This window comes from uncultured Adlercreutzia sp., from assembly GCA_910585575.1.
Classification (GTDB): domain Bacteria; phylum Actinomycetota; class Coriobacteriia; order Coriobacteriales; family Eggerthellaceae; genus Adlercreutzia.
The window spans coordinates 71893-87116 of sequence record CAJUFS010000001.1 but is presented as its reverse complement, the minus strand read 5'-3'; the positions used below and the strand labels follow the sequence as shown (position 1 = coordinate 87116).

The 15224-nt window shown below is 65.7% G+C and carries 1 protein-coding gene (running past one end of the window); it reads right to left on the bottom strand.

The window, feature by feature from the left end; genetic code table 11:
• Positions 1-186 precede the first annotated feature (186 nt).
• Positions 187-15224, bottom strand: the end of a protein-coding gene (locus tag QZ307_RS00075) for an LPXTG cell wall anchor domain-containing protein (RefSeq protein ID WP_295994091.1). It continues 55039 nt past the right edge of the window; 15038 of the gene's 70077 nt are visible here — the last part of the coding sequence; its start codon lies off the right edge, out of view; the stop codon is at positions 187-189.

The following is a 15224-nucleotide window of genomic DNA, read 5'->3' as shown; positions in this document are numbered from 1 at the left end:
CGGGAGCGCCCTTTGCGGGAAGTTTTTTGAGCAGGCGCACGGCTCTCCCCCGGCAAACGCCGCGCGCCGCCTTGTGCGCCCCGTCCCAAGCTGGCACAAAACGAAAGCGCCGGGCCCTTAGACCCGGCGCTTCCTCGTATCTAGGCGGGAGCTCCTTCCCAGCTCCCGCTCTCCGTCATTTCTTCCCTACTCGCGGTCCTCCTCGTCCTCTTCCTCGTCCTTGCGACGACGGGCGGCCGCCAGCAGCGCCAGGGCTGCCAGGGCCATCACGGCGGCCGCGATGATCCACGGCATCAGCTCGTCGCCCGTCTGCGGCAGGTGCACCAGGATGAGCTGCGTGCCCCACGGCGTGGTGACCACCACGGTGTTCCACGGGTTGTCGCTGTTGTGCTCATCGGCGTTGTACATACCCAGGTCGACCGAGCGGCCATCCTCCGGCGTCCAGTTGTAGGCCGCCAGGATGTTGAACTTCTGGCCGTAGGCGTTGGGCTCGGTGCGGACCGCCTTGAAGCTGCCCAGCACGGCCATGGAAGGCGTAATGCCCACCTCGCCGGTGCCGAGCACCGAACCGGAGGCCTTGCCCCAGTCGTTGTCGTTGTTGTCGTTGCCGCCCTTGTTCAGCGGAACGAACTCGTAGCCCTTGGCCATGGTGGAACGCACCCGGTAGATGTAGGGGTTGTCGTTCTCGTCCACCATGGGCAGGCCCTCGAAGCGGTAGGCGCCCTCGCCGTCGGTGGTCTGGGAGGCCACCTCGGTCCAACCGTCGTCGGACTTGATGGTGTCGCCCTGCACCTGGGCCAGAGCCGTGGCGGTGTAGGAGGAGCCGCTGAAGCCCACGGCCGCGGTGTCGAGCGTCTTGCGCTCCAGGAACACCTTCTGACCGGGCACCATCTTGGCGGTGTCGTCCTTCTTGCCGTCCTTCTCGGGATCGATGAAGGCCACGCCGGCAATGGTGGCCAGCTGATAAGGCACAAGACCCGTGTCGTTGTAGTCGGAGTCGACGCCCTCGCTCACCAGCCAGTTCGTGCCGTTCGGGCCGCCCACGTAGACGGAGTGGCCCACCAGGTGGCCGCGGCTCGTGGTGTTGGCCAGCACGATCATGCCGCCCTGCGGCTTGGCCGGGTCGAGCACCTTGGTCATCTCGTTCAGGTCGGAGTCGGTCTCGGCCGAGGCGCCCTTGTTCATGAGCGTCACGCCATAGCCCTTGGGCAGGTCGTCCACCTTCACTTGGTAACCGTAGAGCACGATCTGGTCCACGCCGTTCACCTTGCGCTTGCCGGCCACATCCAGGTTGTCGAAGATCCACTCGCCGTTAGCGTCGGATGCGGTGCGGGCGGCCGCCGAGCCGTTGAAGGTGTCGTCGGCAATCCAGCCCATGGAGCCGTTGGCGGTGCGGCCGTACCAGTAGCGCTCGAGCACCACGGGCACGTTGGCGAAGCGGCCGGTGTCGCTGTCGTCGCGGTTGCCGTCGTAGCCGTCGTCCTGCCACACCATGCCGGCAATGTGGGCCTTGGCAATCTTCACCAGACCGAAGTCGTGGTCGAGCGAGTCGTACCAGTTGATGTCGGACCACACGCGGGCACCGCGGGCGGCGTCCAGCTCGGCGATGCGGGCCTCGTAGGCGCGCAGCAGGCGCATATCGCCCTTGTCGTCGTAGAGCGGCAGGCCGTTCTCGTCGGTCATCTGGTTGCCGTCAGCGTCGAGCACCGGGTTGCCGAAGATCATCTTCTTCTCGGCGTCGCTCAGGTTCTCCAGCTCCTCGTAAGTGGCTGCCTGGATCTTCTCGAGCAGAGCCTGCTCCTCGTCGGTCCAGTCGCTGCCCTCGGTGGTCGTATCGTCGCCTTCGTCGCCCTCGGTGCCTTCGGCGGCGTCGGTGTCGGCCAGGGCCTGCGCCATCTGATCCGCCGTCAGGGCGTTGCCGGGCAACGACACCGTGGCGGCCTCGTCGCCCTCGGCGCCCTGCTCGCCGTCGCCGGCATCCTCGCCCTCGCCCGGGTTCTCGGGGTCGGTGGGATCGGTGGTCTCGCCGGGGTTCTCGGCGTTGTCGCCGTCGTCGCCCTCACCGGGGTTCTCGCCCTCGCCCGGGTTCTCCGGGTCGGTGGGCTCGCCGGTCTCGCCCTCGTCCTCGCCCGGCGTGGACGGACGCTGATCGTTCACATCCTCGTAGGTGGCGTAGGGGCCGGGGGTCGAGGAGCCCTCGTCCTCGTCGGCCAGCTGCGAGAGCACGATGAGGTCGCCCACGGCATGGCCGTCGTCGGTGGTCAGGCGGCTCGGCAGCTTGATGTCGGCCTTGTTCGGGCGCAGGGCCAAGGTGTTCTCGTCGAAGTCGGAGTTCAGACGATCGGCCTCGGTCGCCTCAAGCTCGGTATCGATGAGCGGGCTGTCCGCATCGCCGATGCCCGTGTGCTGCAGCGTGGGCATGTAGTTGTCGGCGTCGGGGTAGCTCACCACTTCCACGCGGTAGCCGTAGAGCACCTTGGTCTTGATGGGCATGCCGGTCTCGTCGCGCATGTACTCGCCGTTGCTGTCCACCAGGTTGTGGCTGCCCGTGCCGCTGGCAAGGAACGCCCACTGGCCGGTGGTGCTCACGGTCTCGTCGAAGGCGGAGCCGTACACGTAGTCCTTCTCGATGTTGTATTCCTCGTGCACCAGGTTGGCGAGCTCCTCCAGGTTGAAGGTGGCCACGCCCGTCGGGTGATCGGAGTGCTCGATGTCGTCGGCCTCGGTGAGCACCGCCACATCGCGCTGGTCGAAGGCCCAGTCGCGACGCCACAGGCCCGCCGGCTCCAGCTCGGCCATACGGCTGTTGTACGCCTCGGCCAGGGCCGGATCGCCCTCGATGTCCTCCATCTCGGGAAGGTCGTTGCCGTCCTCGTCCTTCAGCGTCTCGCCGGTCTCCGGGTCGACCTGATAGATGATGTTGCCCTCTTCGTCGACCTTGGGCACCTGGCCACCGAAGATGACGTCGCCCCAGCGCTTGTTCAGCAGGCGCAGCGCGTCACCCTTCTTGGCGGCCATAATCCACTCGACGGTCACCTCATCGCGAGTCATGGCACGGATGGCCTCGATCTCCTCGGCGGTCAGCGTGCAGTTCTCGGGGGTGAAGTCCTCCTCGTCGCGGCCGGGCGTGGGCTCGTAGGCACCCATGCCGGTGTCGTCGTACCAGTAACGGGTCAACTTCACCACGGCGCCCTTGATGCCCTCTTCCTCGGCATCCTGCAAACCGTCGGCGTTCACGTCGTCCCAGATGCGTCCGGCAATGTACACCGGATCCTGCAGCACCAGGCCGGCGTCGCCCGCATGCTTCAGGAACAAGCGGTTGGCCAGGTCGTACTTGATGCCCTTGTAGGTCACCGAGTAGGTGTCGTTCTCCTTGTTGTTCTTGGCCTCCTGGGCCACCACCGCGTAGGTCTCCACCTGGTCGTTGTTGTACTTGCCGGACAGCGACGCGTTGAAGGTGCGCAGGTCGGAGTCCTTGTCCGGGTTGCTGCCGGAATCCACATGGAAGCGGGAGGCCACGTAGGACTTGCCCGTCTCCGGATCCTTCTTGTCGGACAGCACCGTGATGGAGTAGCCGGCCAGGTAGGGCTTCGCCGTGGCGAAGGCGGGCTTGCCGGCGGCGGTGTCAAAGGTGCCCGTGGCCTCGTTGTAGGTCATCAGGTACTTGGTGACCATCTCGTCGAAGGCCAGCTCCAGGTCGGATTTCGTCTCGATAGTGACGGTCTCGGTCACCACCACGTCCTCCATCACCGGCTCCATGACGGGCACGTAGGTGGTCTCGGGCACGGGGTTGCCGTCCTCGTCGAGCACCGGCTCGCCGTTCTCGTCGGTCTTGTACACCGGGTTGCCGTCCTCGTCGGTGACGGGCACCTCCTTCAGCGTGCCGTCCTCGTTGGTCTCGTAGATCGGCTGGCCGTTCTCGTCGAAGGCGGGAGCCATGACGACCTCGCCGTTCTCGTCGGTCACCGGCTTCGGCTCGGTCTTCTCCACCATGACCGGCTCGCCGTTCTCATCGAACACCAGCTGGCCGTTCTCGTCGACCTTCTGGACCATCACCGGCTGCTCCACCTGGGTCTCCACCTTCTTCAGGATGGCGGCCATCTGCTCGGCAGACAGCTTCTGCAGCTCGGACTTGGTCAGGTTCTTAATCATCTCCACCGTGACGGGGCGGCGCTGCAGCTCGGCCACCTGGCTGGCGGACAGGCCGGTGTCCACGGACTGCGGCTGGTAGATCTTGCCGTAGTTGTCGATGTCGTACTGGATGTAGCCGTTAGCGTCCTTCACCACGTTACCGTCCTCGTCGATCTTCTCCTGCGAGGGGTTGGCGGCGTTGATGCCGGACAGCTTGCTGTTCACCAGCTCGTAGTCCACCAGCACGTAGGCGGGCAGGTTGCCGAAGTTGTAGGCACCGTTCTCGTCGGTCTTGGTGGTCATCATCCACGGCTGCAGATCGAAGCTCGTGCCGTCGAACTCGACCGTATTGGGAGCCTCGACATTGCCCGGGAAGGCACGGTTCTCAACCCACGTGCCGGAATCGGTGAGCGGGCGATCGAGCTTCTCGGGGTTGTAGAGGAACAGGCGGCCGTTGCGCACCAGGTACACGTCGTTCTTGGAGTCCACCACGATGTTGGACACCGTCGTGGAGCGCTGGTGCAGGCGCAGGCGGCCCGTGGCGGGATCCTCGTAGAAGACGTTGCCGTCCTCGTCCTCCAGCAGCTGGTGGCCGTAGGCATCGTACTTCGGCACGAAGTAGTATTGAGTCAGCACCACGGTCATGCCGTCGATGCCCGCCTCAGTGCCCTCGCCCGCCGTGCCGGCGTTGTCGTCGACGCCCGGGATGAGGTTGTCGCGGATGCCGTCGTAGTTCTCGTCGAACCACACCGCGCCCACGAGGTTAGAGTGGTCCGGCGGGGCGAAGCCGGCGTTCATGGCCGTCTGGCCCTGGCCGAGGGCGAAGTCGAAGATGAGGGCATCGTCGCCGGTGCCGTACACCTGCTTCTGGGCGGCCACCGAATGCTCGTCGCCAATGCCGGCGAGCACGATCTTGCCCTCAAGCACGTTCTTGGCCACGCCGTCGGCCTCCTCCGAGCTCTTGTGGGGCTCGGTGCCGGTCTGGATGGTCTCCTCGGCCCAACGCACCGGGTAGTTGTTCATGGTGTAGTCGGCGAAGGAAGCATTGCTGGCATCCTCGGTGGTCACCATGGGCTCGGCCTTTGAATTCCAGGCGTCGGCATCGGTGGTATCCCACTGCTTGGTGGTGGCCAGCAGGCTCACCATGCCCGTGTCCTCGGAGGTGCCGTCTACCTCGACCGTATAGCCGGCCAGGTAGTACTTCCACTTGCCGTTCACCTTCTCGCGATAGGTAGTGGAGAGGTTGTCGAACTTGTAGTAGCCCGTGACCTCGACGGAACCGTTCTCGGCGTCCTCCACGTTCGTGGTGCCGGTGAGGGTGTCGAGGGTCTGGACCTGCTTCCAGGCGCCGTTGTCGTAGTACCACTTCTTCAGGATGACCTTCTTGCCCACGTAGCCGCGCTCGACGTAGTCGATGAGGTTGCCGTTCTTGTCCTCCACGTCGTGCTGGAGCAGGTAGTCGTAGGTGCCGGAGTAGTCGGCGTCCTCGAACACGAAGCCCTCAATGGCGTAGGTGGGCGGGATGATGATGCCACCGTCGTTGTGGGTGCGGTCGGCGCCCATCATCAGGTCGTAGGCCACCAGACCGTTCTTGGTCATGAGCGGCTTGACCACGCCGGTCGTGGCGTCGACGTTCGGCGTCTGATCGGCGTTGTTCGAGGCCGGCGCGTACACGATGTTGGAGGCCTGGGACTCGCGGCCGTCGGGCGTGGTGCCGTCGGTGGCCACGGTCTCCAGCAGCACGATGTACTCGTCGTCGGCCACCAGGTAGTTCTTCTCGTTCAGGTCGGAGTCGGTGGTGTAGTCGTCGGTCACCTGGTACTTGGCCTTGAACACGCTCTCATCCACCACGCCCGGCTCGTCCACGCGCACCTTGTAGGCGTACACGACGCGCACGCCGTTCTCGATGCCCGTGACCTTCAAGTTCTTGAACTCGTAGAAGCCGGACTGAGCCACCGAGGCGCCCAGAATCTGCTGGCCGCAGAGCAGCTCGCTGGCACCGTCGAGCGGACGGTACTTGGATGCGGCGTACTCGGGGCCGGCCAGGCTCTGGGTCTTGGTGGTCACGCTGTTGGACACGACGCCGTCCTCCTCGCTATAGGCGAAGTCGGCATCGGCCACCCAGCCGGCGGCGGAGCCGTCAACCGGGAAGTAGTAGCGCTCGAGGGTCACCTTGTAGCCGTCCACGCCCTTCTCGCCGGTCTCCTGGATGCCATTGTTGTTGGCGTCGTTCCAGATGATGCCGGAGATGCGCTGCGGGGTGGGCTTCACTGCGCCCATGTCGCCGCCCAGGGTGGCTTCCTTATCCACGGTCAGCCAGTCGTAGGCCGCCGTGCCGTTGATGCCGTCGCCGGACAGCAGCTGGGCCATGGGCACGTTGATGTAGTCGCTCGAAGCAGCCAGGTTCGTGGTGCCGAGCACGCCCTCGGAAGCCACCACGATGCGGGCGCCCTTGGTGGAGCCGCCCACGCCGAAGCGGGTGCCGGTCTGCTCGGTGCCGTTGGTATCCACAATGGTGGTGATGTCGCTGACGGGCATGCCGCCGGCCACACCGGCACGCTTGGTGCCGGCCACGTCGGCGTCGCGGGTGGTGTCGGTGCCCTCGTGGTAGCGGGTGAGCATCCACTCGCCGTCGTCGGCACCGCTCTCCAGGCCGTTCAGCTCGGCCTGGTAGGAAGCCAACAGGTAGCGGTCGTTGCGCAGCTCCTCGGACGCCACCGGGGTCGTTCCGTCCGCCTCGTACACCGTAATGCGGCTGGCATTCAGGTCGCCCACCGACTGGCGAATGGCCGAAGGCACGTTCTTGAACGCGTAGTTGCCATTGGCATCGGTCACCGCGGTGGCCACGCCGGTGCCGCCGCCGAAGGCGCCCACCTGGGTCCAGGCGCCGTTGTCGTAGGCCCATTGCGTCAGCTTCAAGGTGCGGCCGGCCAGACCGGGCTCACCCTCGTCGCGCACGCCGTTGTAGGCGCGGTTGCGGGCGGCCAGCTCCTTCACGTCGTCGCCGTCCTCGGGCGCCACGTAGGAGTCGTCCCACATGATGCCCTTGATGGTGGTGCTGGGAATGTACACCAGGCCGGCGTCACCGCCCTGCTGCGTCTGCACCGCCGTGGTGATGTCGTAGGTGACGTCGTCGTACTTGATCTTGCTGGCGTCGGCCACATCCTTGCCCTCGATGAGCTTGCGGGCAATGATGGCCATGCCGTCGGCGCGCACCTTGGCGTCTTCCTCGCCGTCCTTCACCTCAAGGTAGCGGTTGACCAGCGGGAAGGCGCTGTCGGTACGGTAGATGTCCGAATCGTCGTTGTAGCTGGACTCGGTGTGGTTCTCGCTAGCATGCGGACGGCTCAGGGTAGCGCCGGCCGGCAGCTCCACCACTTCCACGCGGTAACCGCACAGGTACTCGTTGGTGGACAGCTCGTCGGGACGGTAGCTGGCGGGCATCTCCTGGGTCTTGTACTGGCCAACCTCCAGGCCCTCCTCGTTGTCGGCCTTGGCCGTACGCACGTAGGTGGGATCGTTGGGCGTGCGCACCCACTTGCCGTTGAGCAGATAGTACTGGGTAATGCGCAGCTGCACGTCGGCGATGCCGGCCTCGCCCTCCTCGCGGATGCCGTCGTAGTCCTTGTCGTTCCAGATGTAGCCCTCGATGGGAGCCGCGGGCGGCATCACGAAACCGCCGTTGATGCGGGTCTCGTTCTTGCCGAAGGTCAGGTCGAAGGAGACGGTCACGCTCTCGGTGCCGTTCATGCCCTCGGCGCGCACCGGGTACTGGGTGGTGGCCACGTCATCGCCCTGGGCGTCCGTCTCGGTGGAACCGGCCAGCACCAGCATGGAGTCCAGGGTATGGATGTCGCCGTTGGAGCTGTAGGCCGCCTTGCGCTTCAGCGGGAAGGTGCCCACGCCGTAGCGCTCGGCATCGGCGTCGGCCGACTTCACGATGGAGTAGGCCTTGGAGTTCCAGGTGTCGTAGTCGGTGCGGTTCTCCCACGTCGGATCGGGCGTGGCCTGGGCCTCATGGTCGGAGGGCTTGTAGGACAGGTTGCCGAGCACGGCCACGGTGTAGCCGGCCAGGTACTCCTTGCCGTCCACGATGACGCGCACGGGCAGGTTCGTGAACTCGTAGTAGCCGTCCACGGTGTCCTTGGCGGTGTTGGCCGCCTGGGTCTTGGTCTTGGCGTACCAGAACGAGCCGTCCTCGGACGTGACGTCGGGGTTGTATTCCTTAATGGGCTTCCACTCGCCCGCACCGTTATTGGCCTCGGTGTCGAAGTACCACTGGCGCAGGAAGAGGTTGGTGCCGATACGGCCCTCCTCGGGCTTCTCCAGCTTCAGCTTGCTGCGGTCCGCGTAGTTGCCGGTCTCCTCGGGATCGGGGTAGCCCGGATCGGTGGCCTGGGCAGACAGGCGGTAGGTGTAGAAGCCGTCGTGGTAGTCGTTGTCCTTCCACACATAGCCGGCGATGGTGCGGTAGGCGGGCTCGATCTCGCCCACGTCACCGGCGGCCTTGGTGTACAGCGGGGCCGTCCACTGGTAGGTCACCGCGTCGGCGGTGTCCATGGCGTGGGCTGCCGGAATCTCGGAGAAGCTCACCTTCAGGCCCTTGGTATCGGCGGTGGCCGCCGTGGCCAGGATCACCTGGCCGCTGTTGGCGCGCAGGGCACCGTCGGCGTAGCGCTCGATGACCGGATAGCTATGGTAGTAGTCCTCATGCTCGGTGCCGGCCACGCCCGCTTCCTCGGCGTTGCCCGCCACACCGATCTCGGCAGCCACGGCGTTGGAGTCAACGGTCAGCCCAGCGCCCTGGTTCTGCGAGGTCAGGTGCCACGGATCGGCCGGGTAGTTGTTGGTGGACTGCAGCTCCACACGGTAGGCGGCCAGGAAGTACTCGTCGGTGCCGGTGGCCGTGTTGTACTTCACCACGGCCGTGGGCAGGTTGTCGAACACGTAGGAGCCCTGGGGCAGCGTCACGTCGTTGCCGTCCTCGTCCTTGGCGGTGCGCACGCCGCCGGCGAGGGTCTTCACGGCCACGGCGGCAGCCTTGCCGGCCGCATCCTTCTGGGACACGCCGTTGGTCACCACGGGCACGCGCACGACGGTCTCGGTTACCTCGCCGGTGTCCTCGCCGTCCTCGCCGAGCACCGGGTTCTTCACGATGGCTGCCTGCGTGGACACCCAGTCGCTGCCGAAGCCGACGTTCTGCACCCAGGCGCCCACGGCGCTGGCGCGATCGGCCTCGTCGGTGGACTTGGAGCCGTCGGCGGCCACCCACTCGACGATGCCGGCCGCCTCGCCGGTCTCGATCTGCTCGAAGGCCGCAGCGCCCTTGGGCACGTAGTACCACTGGGTAGCGAGCACCGTCTGGTCGATCAGGCCCGGCTCGTCGTCGGCGCGTACGCCGTCAGAGGCGGTGTTGTCCTCATGCTCGGTGTCGTCCCACACCAGACCGGTGATCTGGGAGGTGGGAATCTTGAACAGGCCGGTGTTCACGTTCTGGCGCTTCGCCACGCGGTTGGCCACGTCGTAGTCCACCCCGCCCATGGAAAGCTTATAGGGCGTGTTGGCGGCCGGGGTCTCGCTGTTGGCCGTCAGGATGTAGCCGGTGGTGCCGGCGAAGTCGTTGTCGGGCTGCTCGCCCTCGGCCTCGAACTGCGGATAGCTCGTGACGATGGGCGTATCGTAGCCGTCCACCATGGCGCTGCGCAGCACGTCGCGCTTGGCGTCGGAGTCGGTGTTGGTGGCCCAAGCCGTCGAGGAATCCTGCTCGTTGTTGTGGTACACGGTGAGCACGTGGCCCGCGGGCAGCGTGGGCTCGGTCACACGGTAGGCCGCCAGGGCCAGCACGTCGTCGGTGGCCGCCGGGTCGCCGGCCGCCAGCGGGTTGCCCTCAGCGTCGAACTGCACGTAGGACAGCAGACCCTTCGTGTTGGCGTCGTTGAAGGCGAAGGCGCCGTTGGCATCGGTCTTCATGGCGAACTTGCCGGTGTGGCCGGTCACCGTGGTGGTGCTGGTACCGTCCTCGTTCTCCACGGTCTCGGTGATTTCCTCGCCGAAGGCCGGGTTCTTGATCCAGGCGCCGACCACCTTGTCGTCAGCGTCGCGCACAAGCTCGATGACGTGGGTATCGGTGATGTCCAGCTCGTAGGTACGGGCCGCACGCAGCACCTGGTTCTTGTTGTTCTTCACCTCGTTGGCCACGAACTTGCCGTCGACCACAGAGCCGGCCAGGTAGTACCACTGGGTCAGCTCGACGGTCTGATCCGGGATAGCGTAGTCGCCGTCGGTGCTCGTGGCACCCAGCTCGTTCACGCCGTCGAAGTCGGCGTCGAACCACACGGCACCGGACACCTCGGTGGTGCCGAAGTAGCCGAAGCCGCCGGAGAGCTTGTCCTCGTCGCGGCCCGTGGCCATATCGAAGGACACGGTCACCTTGTTCCCGTCGGCGTCCTCGCGCACCTGGTCCACCTTGTAGTTGTCTTCCTGGGTGTAGTCGGTGGTGTTGCCGGCCAGCACGATCATGCCGTCCAGGGTGGAGTTCGAGGTGTTCTGCAGGTTGCTCAGGGTCACGTCGTTGTCGAACATCTTCGGCGCCTGGCCGGTCTGATGTGCCCAGCCCAGCGGGTAGTTGGTGTTCGCGTAGGTGTCCACGTCGGCGTGGGTGGCCGCGTCGTCAGTGTAGGTGACGTTGGCGTTGGCCAAAAGCTGGGTGCCGATGACCTGGGCCGTGGACTGATGATCGGCCTTGGTCAGATTCTCCTGGGGCTCCTCGATCTTCGTGACAGGCACGTTCAGGGCCTCCTCGGCCGTGCCGCCCACCACTTCCACGGTGTAGCCGGCCAGGTACTCGGTACCCTCCACGGCCACGTACACCGGCAGGTTACCGAAGTAGTAGTAGCCGTCGCGGGTGGCCTTCTCGCCCTCGCCCTCGGCCGCCTTAGTGAGCGTACTGCACACAACGGCGCCGTCGGCGTCCACCGCATCGGCGGCCTGGGCGGCCACAGAGGCCACCACGGCCAGCACGTCGGCCACGGTCTCGGCGCCGCCGCCCACGGTGGGATCGATGTTGGTGAAGTTGGTCACCTGCACCCACTCGCCGCCCTTGCCGGTGGCGTCGCCCTGGGCGTCGGTGGCGGGCTTGAAGTACCACTGCTTCAGGATGACCTTCTTGCCCACCAGGCCTTCCTCGGTGTAGGTAGCGCCGTCCACGGCGAAGCTGTCGGCGGCCTCGTCGTAGATGCCGTCGTAGTTGGCGTCGCGCCACACGTAGCCGGCGATGTAGTGCTTCGGAATCTCCATGATGCCGGCGTCGTTATTCTTGCGGCTGGCGCCCTTGGCGCGGTCGTAGCGCAGGGTGGCCGGAGCCGTGGCCTCGTCGGTAGTCTTCACCACGGAAGCCTCGGGCATGCGGCCGTAGCGGTCGGCCTCGTTCTGGTTCGGGTTCAGCGAGTTGCCAGCCGTCACCAGGTTGGAGGACTGCGACTTCACAGACACGGCGGTAGTGCCGGTGTTAGTGGGGTTGCCCTGGGCGTCCACGGCGTTGCCGTCAACGTAGTCCTGGGTGTCCTCCACGTTCAGCAGCACGGCGTACTCGTTCTCCTCCATGAGGTAGCCGTTGTTGTAGTTCAGGTCGGAGTCGATGGTGTAGTCCTCGGGCGTGGCCGGGTTGCTGGACTCGTGGACGTTAGCGGCCAGCAGGTGACGGCCGCGGAACTCGGGATCGGTCACACGCACCTTGTAGCCGTAGATGACCACGGCCGGCTTGGCGCCGTCGGTGCCGTCGTCCACGATCTTGCCGTCCTTCACCCAGCGCAGATCGGAGCTCTTCAAGTTCTTGAACTCGTAGGTGCCGTCGGCGCCGTCCACCGTCTTGGTCTCCGTGTTGGCGTAGGCCATCTCGGTGTAGGTGTAGGAGCCGTCGGCGGCCTTCGTCCAGCCCTTGGCCACAGCCGGCTTCATGGGCGAGGTCTTGGCCTGGGTCTTGTCGGTGTAGTCGGTCGGGTACTCGTCGGCCCACTGGGTATCCCAGGTCCACTCGGCGTCAGCGTCGTCGGCCACGTAGTAGTAGCGCTCCAGGGACACCTTGATGCCGTTCATGCCGGGCTCGGTCTGCTCGGAGCCGTCGTCGGCCTTGTACTTGCCCTGCAGGCCGTCGTTGTTCTTGTCCATCCACACGGTGCCGGTGATGGTCTCGTAGCACGGCAGCACCTCGCCGATGTCGCCGCCATGGTGCAGGGCGGTGCCGTCGGGAAGCTCCAGCATCCAGTCATACTTGGTGACGTCGTCACCCTCCCACATGTTGTTGTTGTTCTCCACGTCCTCGGTGGTGTTCTGGTTGCCCGGGTGCTTCTCGTCGACCAGGGTAGACAGGATGATCTGACCGTTGTTCTGGCGCTCGGCCGGCTTGGTCTCGTCGTTCGTGTCGCGGTAGTCGTTCTGCTGGGACACGATGTAGCCGCCGGCAATACCGGTCTTAGTCAGATCCTTCACGTCGGAGTCGAAGTTGATCGACTTCATGGCATCGCCCGTGGTGGCGCGATGACGGGTGAGCAGCCAGGTGTCCTTCTCGGAGCCGGTGACGGTATCGAGCGGGTCGGTCACGTTCATGGCCGGGATCTCCACGCGGTAGGCCGCCAGGTAGAACTCGTCGTAGGTCTTGTTCTGCACCACGCACACCGTGGGCAGCTTGTCGAACAGGTATACGCCCTTGGCAGCCTTGGTGAGGCTGACGTCCTCGCCGGCCGAAGTGTTCACGGACACGATGCCGTTTTCGCTGTACCAGGAGTCGGTCATGTAGGGCTTGTGAGTAGTGGTGACCTTACCGTTCTCGTCGGTGGTCGTGGTGGTGTAGGCGGTGTAGCGCTCCTCGCCGAACAGCGTGTTGCGGATCCACACGCCCTTCTCGATGGAGGCGGCAATCTCGTCCTTGTCCAGCTTGCCGTTACCGTTGGCGTCCTCGCCGATGCCCTCGGTCAGACCGAAGGAGGCGCGCACCAGATCGTCGTGGTTCTCCACGAAGTCGGCCCACTTGGTCTTGGGCACGTACATCCACTGGGACAGGCGGATTTCCTCGTTCTCGATGCCAGGCTCGGCATCGTTGTCCACCACAGTCGTCAACTCGCCGTCCACCATGGCGGTCTTGGTGGCCTGCAGGCCGTCGTAGTTCACGTCGTTCCACACGCGGCCGGAGATGTTCGCCTTCAGCAGCTCCACCAGGCCCGCGTCGCCACCGCGCAGCGGGGTGTCGACGGTGCGGGGCACGTCGTAGCGCTTGCCGTTGTAGAACACTTCGGCGCCGATGACGGCCGCGCCGGAGGCAGCGGCAGCGCCGTTGCTCATCTGGTACTGGCCGCCCTCGACGGTCTCGGCCTTGTCGGTGATCTCGGCGGACACGATGACGTAGCCGTCGGTACGGACGGTTACTTCCTTGGTGCTATCGCCGTCCACCACGGTCACGCGCACCGGCGTGGCTGTGTCGTCGGTCTCGTCGGCCACTTCCTCGAACAGCTCCACCGTGTTGCCCTCAGTGCGCATGGCATCGGAGTCGTTGGTGATATCCAGGTCGTGATCGAGGTTGGTGGCATTGCCCAGCTTGCCGGACTCATCCTCCACCAGGCCCTGGTGCGGGAAGGAGATGGCGTAGTCAGGCTCCACCTCGTCGAGGCTCACGCGGTAGGCGGTCATGTAGATGCGGTCGGAGCCGGCCTTGGCGGCGGTCACGGCCAGCGGGTCGGCCGCAGTGTCCACCACGTCCATGGTGACGCCCTCGCCCATGATGGGCTCGGCCGGCACCTCGGGCTGCTCGGGGGTCTCGCCGGCATCCTCGCCGTCGCCCTCGGTGCCCTCGCCGTCCGTATTCTCGCCGGCGTCCTCGCCCTCGACGGTCTCGCCGCCCTCGACGGTTTCGCCAGCGTTCTCGCCGTCGCCCTCGCCCTCGGAGCCGTCGCTGGCCTCGGGGGTGTCGGGCGTGGTGCCGGGCAGGGCCACGGCGCCCACGGGCAGGTTCACGTGCTTGCGGTTCGGGAAGTAGGGCTGGATGTCGGCCACGGTGCCGTCCAGCGTGTCCACGTGCACATAGCTGACCAGCTCGTCGAACAGGTAGGTGCCCTCGGCGTTGGATACGGCGCCCTCGAAGTAGCCGGCGTCGTCCACGGCGATGCGCGTATCGATGTCCACGGGCTTCTGGGTAGTGGTCTCGTTGCCGTCCTCGTCCTTCTCGGTCACGTCGATCGTGGGCAGGTCGGCCACGTTCGTACGGTAGGTGAAGTTCTTGGACTTGAACCAGATACCGTCGTCGCTGCTCTTGGCGTCGTACTCATAGTCGGCAGCCATCAAAGCGTCAGCCGTGAAGGTGGTGCCGTCGGCCATCTTGTCGCCGTTGGGCACGAAGAACCACTGGGCCACCTGGAGGGTCTCCCCTGCCACGGGCTTGTCCTTCGTGGCGTTGCCGTAGATGTCCTTCTCGCTGAAGAAGCCGTCCACGTTCTTGTCCTGGAACACCGTGCCGGTGATCTTGGCCGTCATGAAGGCGCCGAAGCCGCCGTCGAGGTTGTCCTCGTTGCGGCCGAGCGACCAGTCGAACGTAATCTCGCTGGCCTCGGCGCCGTCGGCGGCCAGACCGTTGGTGGTCACGGTGTACTGGGGCTGGCTGCCCTTCACCAGGCCGTCCTCGGACGTATCGGCCACGGCCTTGCCGGCCAGGATGATCTTGCCGTCCATGGTGTACTTGGTGGCGGTGCCGTCGGCGTAGTCGTACTGGGCCGTCTCCTCGTTCCAGGCCAGGCGGTAGTTGCCGTTGGCGTTGCCGGCCGCATCCACAGTGGCGGACACCTTCGTGCTGGCGGCCTGGGAGTTCACCAGGTCGTCGTCGCCCTGCTGCACCAGGGTGGCCGGCAGGCCGGCCACGGCCTGAGCACGAGCCTCGGTGTCAGTCAGCGTGGCGTTGTGCACGTTGCCGAGCACCTCCACGGTGTAGCCGGCCAGGCGCGCCTCGGACAGCTGCTTCACGCCGTCCACAATAGCACGCTCGGCCACGTAGCGGGTGGGCAGCTTGTCGACCAGGTAATGGCCGTCATCGTCGGTGGTCACCCACACGC